The organism is Sorangiineae bacterium MSr12523, assembly GCA_037157775.1.
Lineage (GTDB): Bacteria > Myxococcota_A > Polyangia > Polyangiales > Polyangiaceae > Pendulispora > Pendulispora brunnea.
This window is the reverse complement of the sequence record CP089982.1, coordinates 5,199,935-5,222,331: the sequence shown is the minus strand read 5'-3', so window position 1 is coordinate 5,222,331 and position 22,397 is coordinate 5,199,935. Positions and strand designations below refer to the sequence as shown.

The following is a 22,397-nucleotide window of genomic DNA, read 5'->3' as shown; positions in this document are numbered from 1 at the left end:
ACCTGCTGACCGGGCATTAAGCTACTTACAGCCGTCGGGACTTTAAGCGATCCTCCGAGCGTGGCTCTCCTCTCCTCGATGAAGCTCGGACCCGCGCTCCGATTTCCGACCCTTCTTGCAGCGGCGTTCGTTGCCTTGCTCCCCCAAACGGCCTCAGCCCAAGCCCCCTCGACGCCTCAGGTGCGCGAATTAGCCCAAGGGCCGACGACGGCCGAGATCCAAGAAGCCGAAGGGCGCTTCCTGGAAGGCCGGACGCTGTTTACCCAAGGACGATTCGGCGATGCCTTGGTGAAGTTCCAGCAAGCGTGCGCCATGCGTCGCACCGCAAATTGCTTCAAGAACCTCGGGTTGACCGAGTATCAGATGGGTCGCTACGCCGACGCGTCCACGCACTTGCGAGAGTTTTTGAAAAGCGGTTCCGGTCAGGGCGATATAACCGAAGAAATGCTCGCGAAGCTCAAAGGAATGTACGAGACATCCTTCGCACGGTCGGGCCACGTCGAAGTGACGGCACCGCCGCGCGCGCGCATCGTCGTCGAAGGGAAAGAGATCGGCGATGCTCCGCTGAGTGACCCGATCGACCTTTCCCTGGGCGACCACGTCGTCGAAGCCCATTTCGGGCCGCACGTGCTCAAGGAAAACGTTCGGCTCGTGCAAGGCCAGACGGCGAAAGTCACCTTCGTCGACCCCGACGCGCACCGGCGCGAGGAGGCGCCCCCCATGCGTCCTGATCGCCCCGGCCACTCGAGCGCACGTACGATCACCCTTGTCTCGCTGTACGGAGTGGCCCTGGTGGGCGTGGGCTTGGGAATTGGGCTTACCCTTCACGGCGAGGCGCGGTCCAACGATGCCGACGCCATTAGAAACCGCTCGTCTTTGGGGGATAATGGGTGCAACGGCGTGTCGTCGGCGGACTGCAACGAGCTGCACTCCCTGCGCGACACGTACGATAAGGACCGGATGTGGGCGACCATCGGGTTTGCGACGGGGGCGGGCTTGGCCGCCTTAGCGACGACGCTCTTCTTCGTGTGGCCGAACACGACGAAGAACGAGCCTGCGACTCCTCAGACAGCAACCCCGGGTGGTCGATTCATGCCGCTCATTTCACCCAGCACCGCCGGCCTTGGCTACGTCGGCCGCTTCTAGAAGCTAGACGTAGGCGCCCGCTTCCACGTCGTCGATGAGATACTCGAGCTCCTTCGTGCACCGCTGGAGAAAAAAACCGGGTGCCTCGGTCGTCGTCGGATCTCGCACGAGCCGTCCGATGGCGACATAACGTTTGCTCTCCTCGGGGCCGAGCAAGCCGCGCTCGGCGAGCTCCGTCCCTGATGGCTCCAAGGTGAGACCAGCGATCTGTCGGGCGCGGATCGCGGTCTGCAACCGCCCCCATGTCGCGACAAGCTCGCGATGTGCCTCCGCAGTGCGAAGCCCGGCGGCGACCCGCATCGATGCGAGCCGTCGCTGTTCCAGGGCATCTTCGAACTCGAGCTGTTCGGCATCCGAGAGTTGGTCAATCTGCTCGAGCAGTTGGGCGACGCGAGCGGTACTCACGACGAACGATCCTCGCACGACCATCTCGATACGTCGAGGTCGGTCCTACAATTGCGGGCCGAGGGCGTCGGCGTGATGAGAGCATCGCCTGACCGTTCAATCGCGCGTTGTGAGTTCATCGGCAAAGGGCTGCTCCGGGGCGGGGGTCGCCCGTCCACCGATGGGGCTAAAGGAAAGCGGGACATGCACCCGAAACGTTTTCCGCTGCGGGGGCCGGTCGCCGGGTCGCGCGAACTCACGCATTTGCCAGTCGACGCACTCCGCCAACATCGGGTCCGTGCTCGGAGAGAGCAGGGCCTGAACCGCGTCACCATCCTCATTGAATCGAACGGTAAGGATATATTCGCGCGCGCTGTCGCGGCGCCGATCGGCTTTGCGCCCACACTCGTCGAGCCGGCCGATGTGAGCAATCACGCGCTCGCGCCCCCAAGTCTCATTGGACATGGCGAGCGAAGAGGCCGGGAGCGGCGGAGTAAACGTTCGCGTGATGACAGCGGTATTCCTTGATTCGACGCCCCGGGGCACGGACGAGCCTCCCAGATGCACTGGGTCCCGAGCGTGGCGCGTGCTCGGCCCCGGGCTGCACGCGTTCACGCAGAGAAGCACCGGACCTCCAATGCGAAGGAGCCTGGAGCCGATCATAATGCCTCCACCGTAACGGCAACGCGAGGAGTTGATTGGGCACCCGCCGCCGGCAATGGCGAGCGCGCCCCGGCAACCCATGATGAGGAGGTTGTCGGTTGCGCTTTGTCCAATTCGGCGATCGAGCTATCGGCCGTTGGAATGCCTGCGGGATTTGAGATGGCTTTCCGCTCGATGGTTCGCCGTGACAGCTGGACATCGGCATGTCCGCCATTCGGTACTCTCACGCTCTCGACCGCCGTTCCCGGGACGGCATGTTGGACCGGACTCGGGTCGATCGGCCTGCGCCCGCGGCGTTTCCTCGGAACCGCCTTGCGCGCCACGAGGGCGGGCCCTGCGACACGTGCGGGAGGGTTTTCTGTTTCGCCCAGAAGCTCACGCACCAGCGAACCGTGAATCGTGCTCAAAACATCGCGCACAAACGAGTCGACCAAGTCACCGAATACCAAATCAAACGTTCTTTTCATGCCTTCTCCCACTCCAAGAAGGTCGTCCATCGATGCTGCGCCGTTGCGCACATTTGCTCCTATGCCCCCATCAACGTCGCCGAATCATTCAGCGGGGACCCTGGCATGAATATCGCGGACTGCTTCACGTCGAACTCCGATCGCGGTGAGCCGAAGTACAAAACGCCAAAACCCCCCGCCGGGTCCTCGAGTCGAGGAACCCGGCGGGGGGTTTTGGTTTGTGCCCTGCGATGTTCTAAGAGCGCCGTTTCAAGTCACCGTAGACGGCGAAACGGGTGGAGCGCGATTGGAGAGGGCCGTGCGGATCGCCCCGCGGGTGATCGGTCCTACGCGCCCGTCCACGAACAACCGCTCGCGAGATTGGAATTCTCGCACCGCGCGCTCGTAGCCTTGATCCACCACGATGTCGAGCAAGGCCAGTGCGGCAAGGATCTCCGAATCGCCCGCAAGGCAAGGCAAGCGGTACATGTCGAAGAGGAACGCAACGCTCGATCGATACTGCTCTTCGGGCGCCGTGAAGTATCTCCCAGCGGAGAGCACGCGCACGAATCCGCCGACGTCCCCTGCCCTTGCAGCGTCGAGTGCCCCGGCGTAGTGAGGCGCCATCAGCAACGACAGGTACGCTTCCGCACTCTCATCCAGCGAGGCGTAAGCTCGGAATCTGCAGACAGGATGTGACGGTCGGAACCGCACGGTCACCTTCGGTCCGCCGTCGTCGAATGCAAATTCGCATGGACGCTGCGCCGTGGATTTGGCCCTTAGTGCCTCGGCCTTCTCGCGGCTCAGTACCTCAAGCGTTGGGTAATATGTAAAAAGGCCCTCGGCGGTTGGGGCTTTCACACCGCCTAAGTTCCAATTTTTGCACGAGTCCCAATAACCGGTTTCGAGCGCCGACTGCCCGAGGAGCATCGCGATCGCATCCGGCGGCGGCTCGTCTCCGCGTAGGTTGCGCCACGCCTTTTCGAGGCACGCGCGCAGCTTCTCGTGCGCCACGCGCGTTCGCATGGGCACGACGTACTGACCTGCCATGACGAACTCCGGGCCTTAGTCCTCGAGCTCGCGCCGAGCCGCGGCCGAGAGGGATTCCTCGGGCAGAATGTCGCGCACGCGTTGGGTGACGGGGTCGCTCTTGCCATGGGTGACGACCGCGAGCCAGTCGCCGAACTCCGGCACGAGCTTCACCAGACCCTCGAGAATGCCCAGTGCGATATCGAGCCCACTATCCATGGCACACGCTCCCGAACTCCGGCACGAGCTTCAGGGCATCGACGACGATGGCCGGAAGCTCCACGCCTGCAGATTGAATGGCATCGGCGGTTCGCTTGAGCGCGCGCCCCGATTCGATGATGGCGCACGCGATGTCCTTCTGCGCCACACTGTCCCATGCGTCGACGCCCGATTCGGCCGTCAAGAGGGAGTTGCGGGCGACGTTGTACGCTTGCTCGCAGGTGGCGGCGATGGAAGCCTTCTCCTGCTTCTTCGCTACTCCGCTGCACGTTTGGTCCGCGATGAGAACCGCTTTCGCGACGAGCACGATGGTCGCGCGCGCCGTTTGACGTGACGGGCTCTCCGCGTCGTGCGTTCGCTTCAAGCATCCGACCTGCGACGTCGCGAGGAGCGTCGCGCAGCCGAACGCCATGATCCACGAAGCTCGAGCCGCGCTCACGACGACACCTCGCGAAGGATTGGCGGCTCCGGGGGTCGCGGTGGACTTGGAGGACGCGTTCCGAGCTCCTTGCCTCCACGGAGCGACTCGATGACGAGATCGTGACCCGCAATGGCCGTGAGGGCGGCCGTCAGGCCATCGAGCAGAGCCTTGCTCCACGCGGTCCCGCCGACGACCGCCTGCAGCACGCCCGCGACGGCGCCGAGCCCGAGCGCCAACCAAGGGCGCCATGCCGTGGGCACCGTGGGAAGCGGCGTATCCGATTTGAGTACCCGTACGACGGCGCCGATTGCCAATGCGGCAAACGGCACCCATTTGTGGTCGAGCAACAGTTCGACCAACTCGTCGATGGTGCGATTCATGTTCGTCCTCGGTGTTGATGGAAAGCGGGGCGGCCGGACCTCCGGTCGCCTTCGAGAGAGCAGGCGCGCTCGAGCGCGGCGCCGCGCGTGGGAAGCGCGCCTACGCCGGGCCGGCGAAGTTCAGGGCCGGATCTGCGTGACGAGGAGGCTCGAAGGGGGGTTGATGGCGACGTACATCTGGATCGTGCTTGAGCGGTATTGCTCCTTCACGGTCACGTTGCCGCCCGTCACCACCGTGTAGATCGTGGACGCACACAAGTGGACCTCGTCTTCAGCCTGGGTGCGGGAGCGATACGTCTCGGGGAGAGTTACCGTGGCCGCGCCGTCGACGACGGCCACGATTGCCTCGGCCTGGTAACCACTATTCGGACGAAGACGGATGCTCGACTCGATCTTCAGCTTATCGCCTGCCAAGCACGGAATCGTCAGGGCGAGACCCGGCACGTCGGCGTAGTTGGTCATGTTGTAGTTCGAGCTTTCGGTTGTGTGTGCCGCCTGCACCGACACGATTCCGTTCGCAGGCGCGCCCGGCATGAGTTTGGTGCCGTCGCAAAAGACCCAGAGGCCTCCACGCGGGACCGGAATGCTGGGCCCCGACGGGGTCTTCACGCTGAGCGTGAAGGCGCCCGTCGTTGCGTTGAGAATGAGCTTCGAATAGCCGGCAACCGCGGGAAAGACGATCTCCGCCGCGCTCGTGAGCGCACCGGTGAACGCGATGTTCATGGTCGCGTACTCGGCCGGCGTCAGCGTGACCGTCCCGCCGGTGATCGGTTTGATGGTCCCGCCAAAGTTGAGCGGCTCGTAGTTCACATCGTTGCCGCGCACCTCGCCAGTGATCAGGATGCGCCTCGTACCGCCTCCGACAGCGCCGATGCCGGCGCCACTCGGAAAGAGGATCCCTTGGCCAAAGTTCACCTTTCCCGAGGAGATCTGTGCGGCCGGCGCCACGTCGGCATCCTGAACAAGCTTCGCCGCAGCATCGTAGGCGCCATTCGTCACATGCGCGAAGCCGGTCCCCGTGGGCGCGCGCATCGACACCTTGGCGGGGTCGATGGGGCCGACGATGTCCGCGTCGCGGACCAGCCGCGCCTCGCCGTCGTAGACGCCGTTGGTAATGTGGGCAAACCCGTTGCCGGACGGGGTGGCCACCGGCCCAAGCATGGCATTGAGGCGTCGAAGGTTCGCTTGCCAGTGCGCGACCCACAGCTTCCTCGCGCCACCAAATTGCTCGCTCTCCCCCGCCCCCAGGTCGTGCAGCCCGAACGGCGAAAGCGTTTCGATCGCGGTCGACTCGTCGACCAAGCGCGTGGGATTGAACAGCCCTCGCTCGTCGACACCGTCGTTCACCGTCAAACGGATGAGCCACTTGCCAAAGGCGTTTTGTGCGTCGGGCAGCGAAAAGGCCTTGGGCGAAATATCCGACGAGAAGATCACGCCGTCCGGATCGAGCGCCCACCCGGCGGGCGCCGCGAAGCCTTCGGGATAGTCGGTGAGCTCCCAGCGCCAGGCACGCCAATCGACCGTGCTTTCGGCCACGCACTGCACCGACGCGCCTCCCGGAGCCGTGATGCCTTTGCGTTGGGGGGCGCCGCCGTTGATGCGCACGAGCACGCGCGCGTACGGGGGTTCAGGCATGCCGATTTGGGCAATGGCAATTCCACCCGTGGGTGGCTACATTGGATTTCATTGTGGCGCTTACGTCCTGCCCCGATTGCAACAAGACCGTTTCCGACCTTGCGCCTAGCTGCCCGCGCTGCGGTCGCCCCTTGAACGGGCAGAAGGCGCCCTCTCTCTCGAGCAGCGGCCGCACCACCACGGTCTTCTTGAAGGTCGTCGGAGCGATTCTCATCTTCATCGGTGGCGGGGCGGCGATCGTCGGTTGCATCCAGGGCGCGAACAACATCGACGGCGCAGGCTCGACGCTGACCTTTGGGCTCGTTCTGTTCGTGCCGGGCCTCTTCGTGTTCTTGGCCGCGCGCTTTCGGGAATGACGAGCACACGGCGCGCATGCCGTCCGCGCCGGTAAGGCCGTACAGTGCGGGCGCTTACACGATGCCGCGCCTACGCGGGCCGCGCACGTGCGTCACGGCGAGGCACGAGCAAGGCTCAGATGGCGGCTTCGGATCACTATTTTGCGCGGAGGGGCGGAGGCATCTACGATGGCTGACATGGTTTCCGGCCAACCAGATCTCCTCCCTGATCCAACATCCGAAGAACTCATCAAGCGTTTCCGGATCGCGGCACTCGATCGCGAGGTCCGGCTCGAGCTGCTTGGCACGCTGCGGCATGCACGCAGGCGCCTGATCATCGCCAATGCTTACTGGTGGATTGTCTGCGCATCCGCGATGGTTTCGTCGGTCTCGTCCCTCCGCCATGCCATCAACCACCAATGGGAACGCGCTGTCTGCCTCTTGTTGTTTGCCGCATCCACGGTGTTCATGATGCGCGCGTCCAGGCGAACGACGCACGAACAAGTCTCGCGCGACGTTGCTAACGTGGACTCCGTGGTTGCGAAGTTGCTGGTGCCAATCGAGTCCATTTCACGAGTGGCCGCCCATGGCGATTTCTCGAATAGCATCAGGCGGGGCGGAGCTCGCTCGCGTTGAACGTCATCGTGAGCGAGTGCACCATCGTGCCGGGCGAAGGGTCGGCCGGTTCCTCGTCGTGGACGATGAGGGAATAACAGTAGAGATCCGTGTCGACGACGTGGGTGCCCGTGATGGTCGTGCTCACGATCTCGTGCGGATTGCCGTCGTTTTCGTACGCTTCGGCCGTCGCCGGCAGCGGAAACTCGCCACCACCGAGCACGCCGAAGAGGTACGGCGGATCGGGCACCGGACCGGCGTCGCCCCGCTGGTACATGATGATGAAGACGGGTCCCTTGGTTGGGAGCATCGGGTGCGGCTTGGTCGTTCGAAATCGGAAGCGAGCTTCCTTGAGCGTGGCACCGTCGTGCATGTAGCGCTTGGGAATCGGCACGAAGACCTCGTAGGTCCGGACCAAGTATCCGAGCGCACCGTCCGATGCAATTGCAGGGACGAGGGGCCGAAAATTTGAAAACCGCTGCGCGCCGAGCGGCCAAAGCACCGTGCGTGTCCGAGGGGTTGCAAACCTCGGGTACCCCGAGTCCAATTCGATCCGCCCCCCGGCGCGGGTCTCGACGTCACGCAACGCGCTTCCGGCCGACGGTAGAAGGAGGCCCCCTGCTCCGCCCACGACCAGGGGTGTGGTCGGCGCATAGGCGCCACCACGCGCCGGGTCGATCGAGCGGGATGCACGGGCATCGAACTCCCTCAAGTCGCGCGCCGTCGGAACGAACGAATCGGGCCACCGCCCGTAGGGGCGCACGTGATCGTGCCGCACAACGATTAGCCCGGGCGAAGGTCCAGGATATCGACGAAGCTCAGCGTAGCGAACATGTAGAAGTTGCCACCCGCCACCGCCGGATACCCGGACTTGGCATTGGGCCCCGATTCATCGATGATCTCGAGCCAGTACGAACAGCGTTGCGCATCGATCACCGCACCATCGACCGCCGTGCCTCGGAAGTAGTGCATTTTGAGAGCGTCCTGCGTGTAGCCGTCCGGCCCCCAAAGAGTCGGGTCCGTCGGCTTCGGGCTGTAGGGCAGCCAGCCGCCCACCGATGCATTGGCGAGGAGCTGGGTGAGGCGCCCCCCAGCGTCCATCGAGAACAGCCGGAAGCGCGGCATGTCCGGGACAGCGGCGTGGAAGTCGACGACCTGGAAGGTGACGACGATGTCGGTAACCCGCGCTTGATCGTGCACGGCGAGTGGCCCGAACGTGCCGCGGGCGCCGGGAAACTCAGCAAAGCCGGCGTCCTGGAAGTCCCCATTCGACCAACCCGGGGCAAGCTGCGTCGCGAGCTTGCGTGCGCGCCCCGGATGCTGTGGTCCGAGAACGGGGAAGTCGCCGTCGGCAAGGACGACGCGGCTGGGCGTGCTTCCCAGCTCGTCGAGCTGAACGCTGGCGCCGCCGCTCAGCACCCAGAGGCCTGCCGCCATGCCTCCACTCCCTGCGACTTGGATGGGCGCCGTGGGAGCATGCGTGCTGCCATCGTTGCCGTTGATGGCCCCGGTGAGGTTGCCATCGAGTGCGGCGAGTTCGGAGCCTGCGATCGGCACGGCATCCACCCATGCTTCATCGCGGCGCACGCGTGCAAATGTCATGTGAAACCCAAGTGGCCGACGTCGGTGTGCTCGAGCGTCACCGCGTGAAAAATGTTGCCACCGGCTGCGTCGGGCTCGGAGGTCCATCGCTGGGGCGCGCTCTTGGGCTCCTGCGGAACGCCCGGCGCGGGAAGGTACCAGCGGGTGTAGAGGCCATGATGGCTATCGACATCCCCGACCGTCGCCACCGCCGGACGTGGATCGCCGGCACCATCGTTGGCGGGCTGGTAGAACGCGTCTTGGTTGCCGGTTGGTGGTTCCTTGGGCACGAAGTACCAGACGCCGTTCTCGCGCGGATCGGTTTGCGCCGTTAGCAGGATTCGCTGCCCCTTCGGGACGTCGCTCGAATAGTAAGGCCCCGTGTTGAAGTTCCCGAAGCGCGAGACCGATCCAACGGGCGCAAACAGGTTGGCCATCAAGGGAGAGTCCACTGATCCCTGCTCGTCGACAATGTGGGCCAGGTAGTGGTAGCGCCCGAGATCCACCCGATGGTTCTGATCACACGGAGCGACCAGCTCCTTCACGGCGCCGCCGTCAAACCAGGCGGAGCCACTTGACGGCGCGGGCACGTACGCCACGAAGCCGTCGGCATCGGCGCCCGCACGCGTGCTCGTGAGGGGCACTGTGTACCCGCCGGCATCCGCTCGCAGGATGCGCACGGACACCGTGGTCGAGGGGGGCGTCGCGTGGGGCGTGGAGACGCGAAACGTCAGGACAGCCTTGGTGATGAGGCCACCATCGCACACGCGAAGCGGCACGAACATTTGCGCGCGTACGACGCGCCCTTGGGGGTTGAGAAATTGCGTCGCGAAGAACTGCACGGAGCACATCTCGCGGCGCAAGAAGGCCATGCCCAGCGGGTCGGTCCAGCCGAGGAGGCACGGCGTGGTGCAAATGCGCGTCCGCCCAACGTGGTCGGGGCCGAGCTCCGGCAGCCCACTCGCGATCACGAATGCCCCATTGCTCGCCACCCGCACGCGCCCACGCGCGCCGCGCACGACCACCGGACGCACGGTCATGCCCGCGCCCGCGATGGTGATCGGCGCGGTCGGCGCGTATGCGCCTCCCTCACCGCTCACGCCTGCCGCCAGCTTTCGTTCAAAGTCCTCGAACGCGGTCGCCGGGACAATGAACCCCGCGCCGTTCCACACGGCATCGGAAAAGGTCCGCTGAAAATTGCCCACGGCGACGCGCTTGAAGGAATCTCGGTGATGGCGGTCCCGCCAGGAGTTCAGGGCGCGGGAAACAGCTCAGATCAGAGCACGCGCGGGCGCCATTGGGGTTTGCGGCACCAGCGAGCGTAATACAGGGCCATGTATTGCTCGGGGGTGAGGCCTTGCTCCCCTCCCATGCCGAGCACGGCATCACCGCCGCCTCTATCGGCAACCTCGACGAAGTACGTCCGACCGCCTTCGACATAGCCCCAAAGCCAGAATCGTACGTTTCCGATGACGGCGGTGCGACCAAAGAACAAGTCGTGCGTTCCACCGCAGCACTCGGCGCGCAGGTAGCGCCGGATGTCGGCCATCGACCAAGGGCACCCCTTCGGCGAGTCCTCCGGCAGCCGCGGAAAGTCCACGTCGAGCTTGGCCATTTCCTCGACTTCGGTCGGAAGCTTCTTGAGGTCGACCACCGCGCGCGCCTTCTTCATGACGCACGACTTTAGCTGCTTCCGTTGACACGGTTATGGCGAACACGCCTACGGGAAGAGGCTCACCTGCCGGACCCCTAGGACCGTGGCGCCGAGCATCGCCGGAAGGCGCCAGGGCCCGACCACGGCCTCCGTCTCGGTGACCGACGAGGGGGCGACGATCGCCCACGTCGAGACGCCGCGGACCATGCGTCTCAAGAGCTCGTGCACCTGTCGGCGCCGCTCGGGGTCGTACGCGGAGCGCGGCGCGAGCACCACCAGGGCCGTGCGCTGCGTGGAGCACCATGCGGGGAAGTCCATGGTAGTCAGGAGCGAGCCGCGATCGTGCGCGCGCCGAAACGTCGCCATGAAGGACCCAGTTGCGGGCTCGCTCACCGTCACGCGCTCCACCTGGCTCGTACCCTCGGCGGAGACCAGGATCGATTCGCCGGTGGCGAAGTTCGTGTCGCCGCCGAGCCCCTCGAGCGGCGCGTAGGCCACACGAAGGGGAATCCCGAGATCGGTCACCGGATCGATCAATTGGGCGAACTTGGGCGGCGCATCGCCCCTTTGGAAGCGGGTGACCGCGGGTAGCTCATCGAGAGCGGGAACCGTCACGCCGTCTGCAACGAGCAAGTAGGCGCGAAAGTCGTCCCCAAGGAGTTCCGCGAGTGCCGCGCGGACGTTGACGTAGGTCGGGCCACGCGGCAGGCGTCCTAGCGCCGCAAGACGCGTGCGACGCGCGTGGAGGTCGTCGTAGGGGCCCGGGCGGACGTCGTAGTCGCGCTCGAGTTCGGGGAGGAGCTCGGTGGCCCGCTGCGGATCGGTCGAGTTCTCCGCGCGATTCAGCGTGTAAAGGGCGCGGGCGATGGACATCGCATCGGCGTAGGTCTCAGCCTCGTCCGGGGATCCCGGAGACTGGTCGATTCCGTCGCGCAGGGATGCCACCATCGAGCGGTAGATGCTCTCGGTATGCGTAGCCCTCGACGAGAAGTCCAGCATGCCGAACGGTGCAAAACAGCTAAACCGAGGCATGGGTCAGTAGATCCGCAGCTGAAAGCGTGCATCGACCCCCGCGGCCCCCAGCCGCGTGCGCACCGTGACGCCGCGTGTGCCGGCCGGCGGTGAAACGCGTGGAAAGACGCGCACGCGATCCACGTCGACGTCTTCCGTGATCGTGGCGTCGGCATCGACGACGGGCGCCGGAAAAGCATCCTCGGGCCAGAGCACGTCGGTGTCGCCGGGCCCGGTCCGTTGCACAGTGAAGGACGCCGTCGTCACGTGGCTCCCTGCTGCAACGAAGCGCTGGACCGACGCGGCGCCCCCGGTGAAGGCCACGTCCACGATCGCCACCGGCACGACCTTTCCGTACGCGATCACCAGGCGGCAGAGAGCGTTGTATTCCGCGGCGCTCGGCATCGTCTTCGGGTCGGGGGGAAACTCCGCGTCGTCCGCCTTTGCCGCGCCGTTGAACGTGGACAGGCCCGGCCGGCGCGGCGGTGCCTCGTCAAACGTGGATTGGCCGGCCATTACGCGTACGCCACGAGATCCTGGAGAACGAGCAGGTGCGAGAACATGCCCGGCGCGCCGGGTGGTGGCCCGTACGGCACCTGGGGCGAAATGAGGGCCGCATCGCGCACGGTCGGAACATCAAACACGCCGACGGGCTCTCCCGCTGGAAGATCCCGACGGGTCGAAAGCATGCGGTTCGTGATCGCGCTCGGCCATGCTTCGGGGTCGATGGGAATGCGTCGCTGACGCAAGCCAGGATCGAAAAACGTCGCGCACTGCTCGCCAGGCCCGAGCCGGTCGAACAGCGCGATGACGGATGCGACAAGGCTATCGAGGGAGTCCGACCACGGACAGAGTGCCTGACCGGGCTCGGGCGTGTAGTTCACATCACTCGTCGCATTCGACGTATCGGCCACGATGCGGTAGTCGGTGGAGCCCGCAGCGATGGGCGCGGCCGTCAGGACTCGCTTTGGACGAAATTGCGCCGCGGTCCGATCGAAGAGCCCAAAGCTCAGGCCCCTTTCCGGCGGCCGCCCTTGAACCGAGACGACGAAGTCGACGGCCGACGTGACGGCTTTGACCATCGCGCCACCAGGCTCCGGCCACGGGTAGCTATCCACCCAGCCGGGGACCTGGGACCTCCAGTCGACCCGCAGCGCGATCGTGACGGGCTTCGGCACGATGGCCCCGACGAAGATACCGTCGTCGGCGGGAAACCTGCCCCGAAGGTGCTGCAGCACGCGGGCAATTTGGGCTGTATTGGGACTGCGGTTCGCGCCCGCAGTCCCCGGGCGCATCGTGAAGATCACGCCCTTGGTACCGGGGCCCTTGATTGCCGGGAACGCAAACGCGGCTTCGACCGACAACCCGGGGGTCCTCGTGACCGCCTGGATGTAGTCGGCTTCATTGCCCGCCGCGGGCGGATTGCTGCGCAGCGACCGAAGGCGGTCTTGGAGTTCGCTCTCTGTCTCCGCGTCGCGTCCGCCCGAAAGACCGCTGCCGTCGAACTGCCGAATCACGATGGCCGTCGGGCTGCATCCGGGCCGCGGCCACGTCCACGAAAGGGCCATGCCCGCCGCGACGTTCGTCGATGGACCGGTGTCGATCCCCTGGACGGGCACCTGCGCCCCCGAGGCGTAGACGCCCGTGGCAATCGCTTGGTAACGCCGACCGCTTACCCGCAGCTCGTCGCCCGCGAAGATCTTCGTCCCTCCCTGGCTGGCCGTGATCTCAACCGCGCCGCTCGCCCCCGCTGCCGGCAGCGGCGCGGTGCCAAGGCGGGCGGCTTCCTCAAGGAGGGCCCTGCCCGTCTTGGTCGAGCCCGCGACGTTGCGCCCGATGATGATGGCATTCGCATAGATGGGCGCGAGCGTGTCGGCCATGACCGACGCTCGCGCATACGGCAGCGAGCCCGGGCCCGTATCGGCGGAGGGGTTGCGCAGCAGGTAGTCGCGCAAATACCGATCGCGGACCTCGTCGCGACCGAAGGTCACGATCTCCCCAGGTAAATCGTCGAGCGGCATGGTCAGAACCCGAGCGTCTTCGCGCGGCCGGTGCGCAGATTCAGGTAGTTCACGGCCACCTCCACGCGGCCTTCCCGCGCGCCGCGGGCGACGACGCCGAGGATGCGCACGTGGCCTTCACCGGTGAGGGCCGAGAGCGCGTGCGCCACGCCCGCCTCGGCCTTTGCCTGAAGGCCCGGATCGAACGGATTGCGCAGCGTGGTACGGAACGGGTGGCCCAGCGTGGGCGTGCTCTTGATGTCCCCGGCGGCGAGGCCGACCAAAACGATCGCGCGCTGGTCAATTGGATCCATGCCCGCGAGGGATCCGTCCTCGAGTTGGCGTGTTCGTCGGAGCGTCAGGTCGAAGTAGGCGGCGGATGGAGGCTCGCCGTACACGACGGCCTCGCTCGGCGACGCGACGGGCGCCGAGCCCGCGGGCCCTTTTCCGGCGGGAAATGCGCCGAGTCCTCTCATGGGATACCTCAGTCGAAGGGGCACGGAATGTCGGGAGCCATCGGCATCTTCGGCCCACGGGGAAACGGAATCGCCGGTACCCTTACGCCGGTGCCCAACGGCGGTACCTTCAGCGCAAAACCCGGAAGCATTGGCTGACCGAGGCGACGGAGCGCTGGAGGGATCGGTATGGGGACGGCCGGTGGGCCGACCGTGCACGCCAGCGATGGGGCGTTCACCCGAAACCCTGGAAGTCGAGGCTCGACGACCGTCGGGAGCTTCGGCCGCCGCGGCACGGGCACGCTCACCGCAAGGACCTCGTAGGTGAGGTCCGGGAAGGCGCAGCTCACGCCGCCTTCGTGAACTTCGTCTTCATCAAGGCGGAGAGGCTCGCAAAGGGCACGGCCGGCGGCCCCACGACGCTCGCCGAAATCTTGGCCTCCAGCGCCATGGCCCATGCCGCGAAGGCCTCGTAGAGAACGAGCGGCATCGCCGCTTCCGATCCCAGCGAAACGCCTCCCGTCACGCGAAGCTCGCCGACGATCTGCGTGGCATCGCGGCCTATCGTGACGTGCGACGTTCCGCCCGCCCCCCGCAGCGTCACCTCCCCACCTTGGATCTGCACCGCGGCGCCATCTCCGAGCACAATCGAGATGAAAGGGGTCTCAGGATTGTCGACGTTCACCGATATGGAACATGATTTGGTCGGATTCTCGCCCTTCCCATCGAATCCATAGGGAATGTACATCAGATGGGACCCAGTCTGACCGTCAATGACGTGGAACGAGAACCCTCGATTTCCAAATTGAATGGATCCGCCTTTTCGCAATGGTGGCAGGCGGCCCACGCTTCGAGGATCCGCAAGGCAAAAGGCGTGCGCTCGCCCGCCTTCCGTCGCATAGAGGACTTGGCACCCCTTTCCAGCAACAGGCTCGCCCGCTGCATCCAGCTCGGGATCGTCAGGGCGATACAGAAATCCACCAAGCGTGTGGGCTTCATACGGATGAAGGCCCGCCTCACCTTCTCCATACCCATCGATCTGAAGGCCAAGGAAACCGTCCCGATCATATTCCGAAAGAACGGCAATACCGATGTCGAACTGCAGTGCATTCAATGGTCAATCTCACAAGGCACGAGTTCGTCGAACCGAACCTTGACAATGAACAAATGGCCGCAGCCACGGTGCTGGGATCGACGGTTAGCCGTCTCTCCGCACCGCGGGATGTTCTGTACAACGTCGCCGAGGTGAAGTCGGACCGGCGGTTTCGGCGCGCGCCTCGTCTAACCAGGGGTGGGATCCGGCCAGCCGACACGACGACGCACGATGTCGGCTCAGCCGACGACCCCCACCGCCGTTTCCTCGCCGGATGCGGCCATCACGAACGGCGCGTCGCGGTGCAACCCTGGCGCGCCCGAGCGCGCCTACCGTCGTTTCGATCACGATGGCTTGCGCATCGCACGCATCACGAGGCCGTCCCGGAATGCACCCGCGATACCCAGGCCTGCTCCCACCGCCACCCCAACGATTCCGGCCACGAGGCAGACCTTCGCCATCTGGGTCGCGGAGCTGAGTAGCTCATCGCGCGACTTCGTGGAAAGGATGAGGCTGCGCCAGGACGGTGATGCAATGGCTTGAGGAGCCGCCGCCCCGCACGCATAGAGTTGCGGTACGAGCGGCAATACGTGCTCGCTGACCTCGACTCGGGCTCCGCTTGGATACGAACCGGTCGAAACGCGGTGATCGCCAAATACAAGACTCGATCCGAACGTGCCCGGCTCCTTAATCTCGCTGTAAATCTGCGTATCGAAGTCGCCGCCTCGGGTCGCATCAATCCACACGGCCCCGCTGCCATCGTCGATGGCAAAGCTGGCCGTCTGCTCGATATTGGGAAGGCTCTCGCTCCGATCTTGGTCCCCATCCTTCCACCGCACCTGCGTGCTGACGCTGTAGTGGAGGCAGGCTTGGCGCGTAACCGGCGAGTACAGGGGCTGTTGGCAATAGACGCTTCCTTGCACGCTGATGGCACCGTTCGGGGCCGCAACCTGGGCACCGCGTTGTGCAGCATCGCCCGTGCGTACCAATGGGGCGTCAGCAACGCGTCCCGCCCTGATCTTTTGATACACCCCAATTCCGATCGCCACGACTCCAGCGATGAGCACCACCACACCGACGATGAGCAACATGACTGTGCACCTCCCGCAAACGGCTCGAGCTCGTCACGTATCACGGGTGAGGAATGGGTGCGAGTGAGGGGGCGCAACACGGACAGCGCCGCAACGCCGCCTTTTCGTCCTCCGCGGACACGCATTCGTACTGCGGTGCGGCCCCACGGGAGTCCGAGGGACAGCGCGGAAATTCGCGATGAAGCGAATATGCGCCCGTCGGGTGGCCCCGGACGAGAGGACCTCAATGCGTGAAGCGAAGTGCCGTCGAAAGGTGGTGGCGGCGTTCATGAAAGCCGCCATCGCCCGTGCGGCAATCTCGGATCGAGGTCCGTTTCACATCATCATGTTTCCCGAATTTCATTCGTCGATCCCGCCAAACACAAGGTCGCGAAGACGCATCAATCGGATCGTCGTCGTTGTGCCGTCGCTACCGCGAACGTATTCAACGTTCTCAATGTAAAATGTCTCGTGAAGGTCGAATTCGTCGTCCGAGACCTCGACCAGCGTGTCGAACGTCCAGACCGCCCGACCGCCGCCTTGGATCGCGGGCGTGGTATGCCCCGCGAGCCGGTAGACAAGCGACCATCCGGCGCGGCGCTCCTCGGCCAAACGGCGTAGGGCAAGAAATTCGGCCTGGCCGGGCGTGCTGACGTTCGCGTCGCGCAGAACGAGGGGACGCCGGTAGCCCTGGGCGTCCGGGCCGCCGGCGGCCTCCGGCCCTTGCCGGAAGCCCTGCCACATCTCGTTGTCGACAAAGGATCCTCGAGATTTGGTGCGCCCAAATTTGCGCCCACCACCGCGCCCATATATGACGACTTCCGAATGACGATGGGTCGTTTCATGGACGAGTTCCGCGTGGAGAACGTTGACGGAGTTGTCATGTTTGCCGCGCTGGCGAACAATGCGGTAAGTGGGTTTGAGATTCGCGTTCGGCTGCGAAAGAACAAACCCGCCATCGGTGCTCGACCATAGAAATAGGCCCCCACGGTCGAGGTAGCGGCGCAGGAACTCGAACCACCGCTCGCCCAGTTTGGTCTGGATGCTGGCGGCGTAGTTGGTTTCCCCGGAGGGATTCGGAGCTCGTCCACCGGAAGAAAGCGCGATCTCGTCGACCGTGCGTGGAGGGCCGAGCTCCGTAATCGGCACTCCCGCGCGGATGCTGCGGTCGGCGCGTCCTGAGGTCCGAAGCTTGGCGGGGTCGAGCCCGACCTCGCGTAGCGCCGAGCGAACCAGCTCGCTAAATGTCGAATCGAGGTAGCTGCGCTCGCGCTCGACGTAGCCGTCGTAGAGGGGCGCCAGCGAATCGCGGCCACGGAGGGTGACCTCCGTCGCGCCGACCGAGCTTTCCGCGCGGTACCCGTCGGTCTCCCCGCATTGCTGGAGAACATCGCCGATGTACAGCCGAAAGGGCGTCTTCGGCGGGTACTTTTTGAACAGCTTCGCGGCAACGTCACCGTGGCCAAGGCGTACGCCAAAGGCGGCGGGCTGCGAGAGAATGCCCGCGCGAACCTCGTAGCTCTCGGCGACAACAACTTCTTGTCCGCCGAGCTCGAGGCGTACACGATCATCAAGGCCGCCACGCTCGTGGGCGGCGACATCGCCCATGCGCGCGTCGTCTTCGTTTGGTCAGTTGCGGTTGCTATGTCGACGGCGGTCGACGTCCAGTGACTCGCTCCCCGAGTCCCAAGCGCCACCAGCCTTGGTCCGGGGCATGGAGCCTTCCCATCGCGGTGGGGCACTGAATTACACCGTGCTGCCGAAGTCCTGGGAAGGCCCGAGGCGCGGCCTCACGTGCCCCCGCGCGACCACCCAATCGAGCATGTACGCGGTTCCAACGAGCCAGAACCCCATGTCGTCTCGGACCACGTCGACCGTCGCAGGAAGGCGCGCGCGTGCTCCAGCTGGGTCGTCGTTCCAAAGCAGCACACGCTGCTTTTACAGCGGGAGCGGCTCCTTCGCGTACTCGTCGTAGAGCTCCTTGCGGCTGACCGCGGTGCCCGGGAGCCCGTTGATCCGAATGGTCGTTGCCAACCCCCGTTCGTCGAGGGACAGGCCCTCGGCTTCGCGTACCTGCCTCCAGATTTCGTGCTCCGTGTCCCGATCGTAATGGAGGCCCACCTGGATGGATCGGTCTGTCGACGCGCACTCGAGCATCGCAATCCGGTACTCGAGTCGTCGCCGCTCCAAGGTGAGAAGCCGTGCTCGCTCGGGGCTGGGCCGGACCGTGGCGAAAAGCTCGAGGCATACCTCTTTCCACCGTGTCAGCGCCATTCGGAGCTCGGCCCCGAGCGTGCGAAACTCTTGCAGCACGCGTTCGTGCACACGCACGGTCACCGTCACGGGCCGCCCTTCAGCGTCCTCTCGTCGCATTCGATAACCCATCGGGGCCTTCTTTTTTATTGTGGGCGTCCAGCCGGAGCACGGTTGAACGGCCGGAGGACGAGCGGCTCGTGCGGCCTACGTCGCCGGGTAGTAGCGAAGCTTGGTCCCCGCGGCGATGCGGAATGGATCGGAGATTACGTTGAGCGTCATCAGGTCTCCCGTGTGGGTGGCATCCCCGAAGATGCCGACGCTCGCCTGCTGGATCGCCATGGTCACAGGAACCGTCCAGGTCTGAAGTCTCCCGCGGGTGTTCAGCAGGTCACGGGTGCGGCCGATGGATGCGGCCCAGAGGTCGTGCAGCGCGTCGAGCAGACGAAAATAGATCGGAGCGTGCAACACCTCGACGCGGTCGAACGTGTGGCAAAGGTTGGTGAGGCGCGCCAGCTCGGCTTCAAGAAGGTTGCCGTACATCCCCACTTGGTCGCCGACCGCTGCGATGCGACCGACTGTGTCCTGGATGCGGTTGAGGGTGTTCTGGAGCTTCGCCAGAAACCCCGTGTTGTTTCGCGCATCGCGCGCGGCGAGGTCTGCCTTCACCATGGCCAACTCGCGCGCGAGCTTCGCCGCGTGCGTGTCCATGCTCCGCGGCGAAAGATCGGTGAAGGCCTCGACGACAAAATCGGCGCTCTGGTCCTCGATGTACTCGAAGGTGACACGCTCACCCGAGCGATTGTGCGCGGAAAGATCCCGCTCCCACGAGATACAAAATGCATCGACCGGTCCGAGTCCCGGCACCACGAGCACGTCCGTCTTCTGGGCTTCGAAGAGGACGCGGAGCCGGTCGAGATCATACGGATAGAGTTTTGGGTAGCGGCGGAACGTGTCCAGAAAGACCGCCGTCTGACTGACGCGGTAGAGCGATCGCCCAAGCTTCTCCGGTGCCCCACCTGCCGCGTGCGGGTATTCGTGGACATGGTGCCGAACGCCACCTCGGATCTTTTGGCTCTCGAGGGGATAGCGGATCCCCGCGAACGACGCCGGGGGCAGCTTGTCGGAGGCCGACACGGGGTGGTTCTCGGGGCCGAATGGCGGGGCGCGGGCTGCATGTTCCTGGCTTCATGGGCCAACGTGGGCTTCGGGTTTCGCCGTCCCACTCCGGTCCGCGCCCGGCGGAGGGCGATCGCTCGAGACGACCTTCACGCGGATCACACCGGTGCGCAGAAGGTCCGCAACCTCCGCGTTCTCGTTGACCAGGTTTTGAAGCCGCTTCTCGTCGCCCTCGAGCAATTTCTTTCGGTCCACGAGGGATTGCGCCTTATTCTCCGTGTAGCGCGTTCCCCCATCGAGCCTCCCCTCCATCATCCCGCCTACGGTGCCGATCGCGAAGTCCTTGAGAATGTGGTACGGATTCTGCCCCTTCGCGATGGCTTCTCGTGTATCGACGTCGAGCGAAGCCCGTTCGACATCGATGGCTTTGCGCAGCTCGTCCTCGTCGTGCTTGTTCTTGGTGAGCTGCCGCGGATCGATGAATCCCCGCTCCCTTTGGCTGTGCGTAAGGCGAACATCGCGCGTGGCTCGGTCGGCCCCCGCATACGCCGGATCCGTCGTTTCGTTCGGCGTGATTCCAAAAATGAGCGCCGCCAGCTGCGCGATGGCGCGCGTGCCCGCGATGACGGTGGGGCCAAGTTCGACGAGCGCAGGCAGCAGATGGGCCTGCATCTCCGCCACGACGGCTTGCAGCTGCAAGTTGAACGTCTGCGCTTGCGACTCGCTCGTCCCCATCGCGCGGTGGAACGACTCGAGGATTTCCCGGTCGTCCAGAGCGGCCTGCGCAAAACGTCGGAAGGCCTCGCGAACCTGCCTCTCGCCTTCGTCACCGCCGCCCGCACGGCGGTAGATGGTGGCGAGGGCCTCCGCGGGCTTGGCGCCTTGCACGTTCGCAAAGATCTGCTTGAACGCGAGGGGATTCTTGCCACTTGCGCGCAAGGCCTCGATGATGATCTCCTCGGGGTCTCGAATGAGCCCTTGCTCGTTGTAGATGCTCTTTCCGGTCGCGGCCTGGAACGCCTTCGCGCGGGCGGGCGTTTTGAGCGTGTTCACGAACGCCTGGACGCTGGTTGTGGCTTGCCACGCGTTCGCGGCGCCGCCTTCTGCACGTGCGATTTGGGCGAGGGCGGACAAAGTCTTGATGTTGCGGGCAGGGTCGCCCTCGATTTGGCCCGCACTCGACGCGACCTTTGCCATTTGCGATGCGAGGTCGCGCATCTCGACGGCACCGATCTTCCCCTGGGCGGCGACTCCCTTCATGACCCACGAGATCATCGCGGCCTTATTGGGGATATTGCCCAATTGGTTGGCGACGTCGCCAGCGGCATCCTCCATGTCGGAGAGGTCGGCCCCCATCGCTTTCGCAAGAACGGCCATTTCACGGAAGATCTTGCGCCCCGTCTCGAGATCCCCGGTCTTCGCGACGAACTTTTCGAGTCCCTCGACCGCCTTGGTCGTGTCGGAGGCCGTCGCGGCGGCAACGCTGCGTACCTCAGCCTCGATGTCGCGCGGGTCTTGGCGGGTGCCGGCAGCTCCGTCGGCCCCCTCGATGTAGGCCTGATTCGAAAGGTTGACCGTATGGCTTTGGAGCTCGACGTTCTTTTGAACGTGCGAGGAGAGCCCGAAGTCGACCCCTGCCCCCTCGGCAATGTCCGCCGCGGTCCGCGTCGCAAACCGCACCGCTGCGCGCGTCGCATACGCGGCACCCGCCAGGTTGAGCGCCGGCCCAAGGCCGCCTCCACCGCCTCGCCCGTTCCGGCGTCTCGCAAGCGAGAACCCACCACCGTCCCCGCCGCGGCCACCGGGCGCTCCGACCGCGCCCCCGAACGTCTTCTGCTCGGCCTTGTGGACGCGCTCGAGCTCCTCCTGAATGGCATGCGTGAGCTTCGAGTACTCGCGTCGAATGGCCCCGGTGTGCTCGCGCGCATCCTTGACCATCTGCGCGGACGCTTCGCGCATGGGCCGCGCCATGCCCGAGGCCTGGATGCCAACGCCTTTGGCGAGTTCCTGGTAGTGCGCGGCCGCGGCCTTCGTGGCCTTGCGATTTTCGACGAGCAGGGTCCGTCCTGCACGCCGGAACTCGGACTCGATCTTCGCGCGGGCGCTCTGAACCGAGGCGACGAGTGGCGTCAGCACCGACTGGGCGTCGCGATCGAGCGACGCGCCAACGACGATGCGAATGTTCGCGTTCTGCCGGGGCATGCGCGGTCAGCCCGCGCATGCGAGCTCCTTCACCCGGGCCAGAAGCCGGCGTACGCGCCGCTCGTTTCGCCCGGGGGGCATCGGGAAAGATCGCCGACCATCGGCTTGCAATTCTTGCTGCAGGGCACGCGCGATGCTCTCGACCGTCGCCTCGGGACCCATGGCCCGGGCTCGATCGAGCACGCGTGCAACCACGCCCTCGAGAGGCAAGAGCGACCAGCCGAGTTCCTCGATCTCGTCGTCCGTCGCCTCGGGGGCCACCGGACTTTCCTCGGCGTGGAAGGCCTCCAACGCGTCCCACACGCGCCGGATCGCGTCCGGAGTGAGCGCGATGGCGATCGTGTCCTCCGCTGCGCGGAAGTACGGCCGAGTGACATCGTTCGGATCGCACATGGCGAGCGCACACGCCCACCGGATGAGCGCGTCGTTCCACGCCTCGGTGGCCGTCTCCGGATCGCGCAGCGTCCCATCATCACGGGAATAGAGCCGCTCGACCCAACGCGACGCCTCGAGCTTCGCCGCTTGTAGGTCTCGCTCCGCGAGCAGACGTAGTCCCACCGCGACGTCCTCGCTGGGGCGCTCCGACCAGGTGTCCGCGAAGGCCGCTGGTGACAGGACGATGCACCGGCGAGGTCTCTTCGCCGCTTGTTCGCGCGCGGTCGATGCGTTCACGGGCTTTCCTTGGC

The 22,397-nt window shown here is 65.2% G+C and carries 29 protein-coding genes; 3 read left to right on the top strand and 26 right to left on the bottom strand.

Features of this window, described 5'->3' with window-relative positions; all coding sequences use genetic code 11:
- The first annotated feature begins 78 nt into the window (after positions 1 to 78).
- Entirely contained in the window at positions 79 to 1,146 is a 1,068-nt protein-coding gene (locus LZC95_20035) for a tetratricopeptide repeat protein (GenBank protein ID WXA99100.1), read from the top strand.
- A gap of 3 nt (positions 1,147 to 1,149) precedes the next feature.
- Here the strand turns inward: LZC95_20035 and LZC95_20030 are convergent, their stop codons facing one another.
- The 8 genes from LZC95_20030 to LZC95_19995 form a co-directional block, all read right to left on the bottom strand.
- Positions 1,150 to 1,551 (bottom strand): hypothetical protein, encoded by a 402-nt coding sequence (locus tag LZC95_20030; GenBank protein ID WXA99099.1) that lies wholly within the window; start codon positions 1,549 to 1,551, stop codon positions 1,150 to 1,152.
- A gap of 96 nt (positions 1,552 to 1,647) precedes the next feature.
- Entirely contained in the window at positions 1,648 to 1,995 is a 348-nt protein-coding gene (locus tag LZC95_20025) for a hypothetical protein (protein ID WXA99098.1), read from the bottom strand.
- A 194-nt stretch (positions 1,996 to 2,189) separates the two neighbouring features.
- Positions 2,190 to 2,711 (bottom strand): hypothetical protein, encoded by a 522-nt coding sequence (locus tag LZC95_20020; protein ID WXA99097.1) that lies wholly within the window; start codon positions 2,709 to 2,711, stop codon positions 2,190 to 2,192.
- A 198-nt stretch (positions 2,712 to 2,909) separates the two neighbouring features.
- The gene (locus LZC95_20015; protein WXA99096.1) at positions 2,910 to 3,689 is read right to left on the bottom strand and encodes a hypothetical protein; all 780 of its coding nucleotides are present in this window, start codon (positions 3,687 to 3,689) and stop codon (positions 2,910 to 2,912) included.
- Positions 3,690 to 3,704: 15 nt separating this feature from the next.
- A complete protein-coding gene (locus LZC95_20010; GenBank protein ID WXA99095.1) occupies positions 3,705 to 3,887 on the bottom strand; it encodes a hypothetical protein in 183 nt (60 codons plus the stop codon).
- The gene (locus LZC95_20005) at positions 3,880 to 4,326 is read right to left on the bottom strand and encodes a hypothetical protein (protein ID WXA99094.1); all 447 of its coding nucleotides are present in this window, start codon (positions 4,324 to 4,326) and stop codon (positions 3,880 to 3,882) included. Before LZC95_20005 ends, LZC95_20010 begins: the two co-directional genes overlap by 8 nt.
- Positions 4,323 to 4,688 (bottom strand): hypothetical protein, encoded by a 366-nt coding sequence (locus LZC95_20000; protein ID WXA99093.1) that lies wholly within the window; start codon positions 4,686 to 4,688, stop codon positions 4,323 to 4,325. The genes LZC95_20005 and LZC95_20000 overlap by 4 nt, the downstream gene beginning before the upstream one ends.
- Before the next feature lie 120 nt (positions 4,689 to 4,808).
- A complete protein-coding gene (locus tag LZC95_19995) occupies positions 4,809 to 6,323 on the bottom strand; it encodes a hypothetical protein (protein ID WXA99092.1) in 1,515 nt (504 codons plus the stop codon).
- A 131-nt stretch (positions 6,324 to 6,454) separates the two neighbouring features.
- Between LZC95_19995 and LZC95_19990 the strand changes: the two genes are divergently transcribed.
- Positions 6,455 to 6,679 carry a hypothetical protein gene (locus LZC95_19990; protein WXA99091.1) on the top strand — a complete coding sequence of 75 codons (225 nt, stop codon included), beginning with the start codon at positions 6,455 to 6,457 and terminating at the stop codon, positions 6,677 to 6,679.
- Positions 6,680 to 6,847: 168 nt separating this feature from the next.
- On the top strand, positions 6,848 to 7,294 hold the full coding sequence (locus LZC95_19985; protein ID WXA99090.1) for a hypothetical protein: 447 nt from the start codon (positions 6,848 to 6,850) through the stop codon (positions 7,292 to 7,294).
- Here LZC95_19985 and LZC95_19980 read toward each other — a convergent pair.
- From LZC95_19980 to LZC95_19895, 18 genes are all read right to left on the bottom strand, one after another.
- Positions 7,266 to 8,051 (bottom strand): hypothetical protein, encoded by a 786-nt coding sequence (locus tag LZC95_19980; GenBank protein WXA99089.1) that lies wholly within the window; start codon positions 8,049 to 8,051, stop codon positions 7,266 to 7,268. The two genes, LZC95_19985 and LZC95_19980, sit on opposite strands and share 29 nt — an antisense overlap.
- A gap of 5 nt (positions 8,052 to 8,056) precedes the next feature.
- Positions 8,057 to 8,875 (bottom strand): hypothetical protein, encoded by an 819-nt coding sequence (locus LZC95_19975; protein WXA99088.1) that lies wholly within the window; start codon positions 8,873 to 8,875, stop codon positions 8,057 to 8,059.
- Positions 8,872 to 10,059 (bottom strand): hypothetical protein, encoded by a 1,188-nt coding sequence (locus LZC95_19970; GenBank protein ID WXA99087.1) that lies wholly within the window; start codon positions 10,057 to 10,059, stop codon positions 8,872 to 8,874. The genes LZC95_19975 and LZC95_19970 overlap by 4 nt, the downstream gene beginning before the upstream one ends.
- Positions 10,060 to 10,130: 71 nt before the next feature.
- Complete coding sequence (locus LZC95_19965) at positions 10,131 to 10,526, bottom strand: hypothetical protein (GenBank protein WXA99086.1); 396 nt, start codon at positions 10,524 to 10,526, stop codon at positions 10,131 to 10,133.
- A gap of 48 nt (positions 10,527 to 10,574) precedes the next feature.
- Positions 10,575 to 11,540, bottom strand: a complete 966-nt coding sequence (locus LZC95_19960) for a hypothetical protein (protein ID WXA99085.1) — start codon at positions 11,538 to 11,540, stop codon at positions 10,575 to 10,577.
- Between the two features lie 3 nt (positions 11,541 to 11,543).
- A complete protein-coding gene (locus LZC95_19955) occupies positions 11,544 to 12,035 on the bottom strand; it encodes a hypothetical protein (GenBank protein WXA99084.1) in 492 nt (163 codons plus the stop codon).
- Positions 12,035 to 13,540 (bottom strand): baseplate J/gp47 family protein, encoded by a 1,506-nt coding sequence (locus LZC95_19950; GenBank protein WXA99083.1) that lies wholly within the window; start codon positions 13,538 to 13,540, stop codon positions 12,035 to 12,037. Before LZC95_19950 ends, LZC95_19955 begins: the two co-directional genes overlap by 1 nt.
- Before the next feature lie 2 nt (positions 13,541 to 13,542).
- Positions 13,543 to 13,995 (bottom strand): hypothetical protein, encoded by a 453-nt coding sequence (locus LZC95_19945; GenBank protein ID WXA99082.1) that lies wholly within the window; start codon positions 13,993 to 13,995, stop codon positions 13,543 to 13,545.
- 8 nt (positions 13,996 to 14,003) lie between these two features.
- Positions 14,004 to 14,324, bottom strand: a complete 321-nt coding sequence (locus tag LZC95_19940; GenBank protein ID WXA99081.1) for a hypothetical protein — start codon at positions 14,322 to 14,324, stop codon at positions 14,004 to 14,006.
- Entirely contained in the window at positions 14,321 to 14,722 is a 402-nt protein-coding gene (locus LZC95_19935) for a hypothetical protein (protein ID WXA99080.1), read from the bottom strand. Before LZC95_19935 ends, LZC95_19940 begins: the two co-directional genes overlap by 4 nt.
- A complete protein-coding gene (locus tag LZC95_19930) occupies positions 14,722 to 15,042 on the bottom strand; it encodes a hypothetical protein (protein WXA99079.1) in 321 nt (106 codons plus the stop codon). Before LZC95_19930 ends, LZC95_19935 begins: the two co-directional genes overlap by 1 nt.
- Before the next feature lie 369 nt (positions 15,043 to 15,411).
- Positions 15,412 to 16,158, bottom strand: coding sequence for an E3 ubiquitin ligase family protein (locus LZC95_19925; protein WXA99078.1), 747 nt, complete (start codon positions 16,156 to 16,158; stop codon positions 15,412 to 15,414).
- Between the two features lie 339 nt (positions 16,159 to 16,497).
- Positions 16,498 to 17,745 (bottom strand): hypothetical protein, encoded by a 1,248-nt coding sequence (locus LZC95_19920; GenBank protein ID WXA99077.1) that lies wholly within the window; start codon positions 17,743 to 17,745, stop codon positions 16,498 to 16,500.
- A 138-nt stretch (positions 17,746 to 17,883) separates the two neighbouring features.
- Entirely contained in the window at positions 17,884 to 18,066 is a 183-nt protein-coding gene (locus tag LZC95_19915; GenBank protein WXA99076.1) for a hypothetical protein, read from the bottom strand.
- A 9-nt stretch (positions 18,067 to 18,075) separates the two neighbouring features.
- Positions 18,076 to 18,510, bottom strand: a complete 435-nt coding sequence (locus LZC95_19910; GenBank protein WXA99075.1) for a hypothetical protein — start codon at positions 18,508 to 18,510, stop codon at positions 18,076 to 18,078.
- Between the two features lie 87 nt (positions 18,511 to 18,597).
- A complete protein-coding gene (locus LZC95_19905) occupies positions 18,598 to 19,527 on the bottom strand; it encodes a DNA circularization N-terminal domain-containing protein (GenBank protein ID WXA99074.1) in 930 nt (309 codons plus the stop codon).
- Between the two features lie 51 nt (positions 19,528 to 19,578).
- Positions 19,579 to 21,711 carry a phage tail tape measure protein gene (locus LZC95_19900; GenBank protein ID WXA99073.1) on the bottom strand — a complete coding sequence of 711 codons (2,133 nt, stop codon included), beginning with the start codon at positions 21,709 to 21,711 and terminating at the stop codon, positions 19,579 to 19,581.
- A 6-nt stretch (positions 21,712 to 21,717) separates the two neighbouring features.
- The gene (locus tag LZC95_19895; GenBank protein WXA99072.1) at positions 21,718 to 22,383 is read right to left on the bottom strand and encodes a hypothetical protein; all 666 of its coding nucleotides are present in this window, start codon (positions 22,381 to 22,383) and stop codon (positions 21,718 to 21,720) included.
- Positions 22,384 to 22,397 lie beyond the last annotated feature (14 nt).

What these genes read in the sequence shown, in the direction of transcription:
- LZC95_19965 (WXA99086.1), bottom strand. Translation starts at nt 10,526, where the DNA reads ATGAAGAAGGCGCGCGCGGTGGTCGACCTCAAGAAGCTTCCGACCGAA.
- LZC95_19945 (WXA99082.1), bottom strand. Translation starts at nt 13,995, where the DNA reads ATGAGAGGACTCGGCGCATTTCCCGCCGGAAAAGGGCCCGCGGGCTCG.
- LZC95_20010 (WXA99095.1), bottom strand. Translation starts at nt 3,887, where the DNA reads ATGGATAGTGGGCTCGATATCGCACTGGGCATTCTCGAGGGTCTGGTG.
- LZC95_19935 (WXA99080.1), bottom strand. Translation starts at nt 14,722, where the DNA reads ATGTACATTCCCTATGGATTCGATGGGAAGGGCGAGAATCCGACCAAA.
- LZC95_20015 (WXA99096.1), bottom strand. Translation starts at nt 3,689, where the DNA reads ATGGCAGGTCAGTACGTCGTGCCCATGCGAACGCGCGTGGCGCACGAG.
- LZC95_19960 (WXA99085.1), bottom strand. Translation starts at nt 11,540, where the DNA reads ATGCCTCGGTTTAGCTGTTTTGCACCGTTCGGCATGCTGGACTTCTCG.
- LZC95_19985 (WXA99090.1), top strand. Translation starts at nt 6,848, where the DNA reads ATGGCTGACATGGTTTCCGGCCAACCAGATCTCCTCCCTGATCCAACA.
- LZC95_19975 (WXA99088.1), bottom strand. Translation starts at nt 8,875, where the DNA reads ATGACATTTGCACGCGTGCGCCGCGATGAAGCATGGGTGGATGCCGTG.
- LZC95_20000 (WXA99093.1), bottom strand. Translation starts at nt 4,688, where the DNA reads ATGAATCGCACCATCGACGAGTTGGTCGAACTGTTGCTCGACCACAAA.
- LZC95_19995 (WXA99092.1), bottom strand. Translation starts at nt 6,323, where the DNA reads ATGCCTGAACCCCCGTACGCGCGCGTGCTCGTGCGCATCAACGGCGGC.
- LZC95_20025 (WXA99098.1), bottom strand. Translation starts at nt 1,995, where the DNA reads ATGTCCAATGAGACTTGGGGGCGCGAGCGCGTGATTGCTCACATCGGC.
- LZC95_19950 (WXA99083.1), bottom strand. Translation starts at nt 13,540, where the DNA reads ATGCCGCTCGACGATTTACCTGGGGAGATCGTGACCTTCGGTCGCGAC.
- LZC95_19925 (WXA99078.1), bottom strand. Translation starts at nt 16,158, where the DNA reads ATGTTGCTCATCGTCGGTGTGGTGGTGCTCATCGCTGGAGTCGTGGCG.
- LZC95_20035 (WXA99100.1), top strand. Translation starts at nt 79, where the DNA reads ATGAAGCTCGGACCCGCGCTCCGATTTCCGACCCTTCTTGCAGCGGCG.
- LZC95_19955 (WXA99084.1), bottom strand. Translation starts at nt 12,035, where the DNA reads ATGGCCGGCCAATCCACGTTTGACGAGGCACCGCCGCGCCGGCCGGGC.
- LZC95_19900 (WXA99073.1), bottom strand. Translation starts at nt 21,711, where the DNA reads ATGCCCCGGCAGAACGCGAACATTCGCATCGTCGTTGGCGCGTCGCTC.
- LZC95_19930 (WXA99079.1), bottom strand. Translation starts at nt 15,042, where the DNA reads ATGATCGGGACGGTTTCCTTGGCCTTCAGATCGATGGGTATGGAGAAG.
- LZC95_19920 (WXA99077.1), bottom strand. Translation starts at nt 17,745, where the DNA reads ATGGGCGATGTCGCCGCCCACGAGCGTGGCGGCCTTGATGATCGTGTA.
- LZC95_19910 (WXA99075.1), bottom strand. Translation starts at nt 18,510, where the DNA reads ATGCGACGAGAGGACGCTGAAGGGCGGCCCGTGACGGTGACCGTGCGT.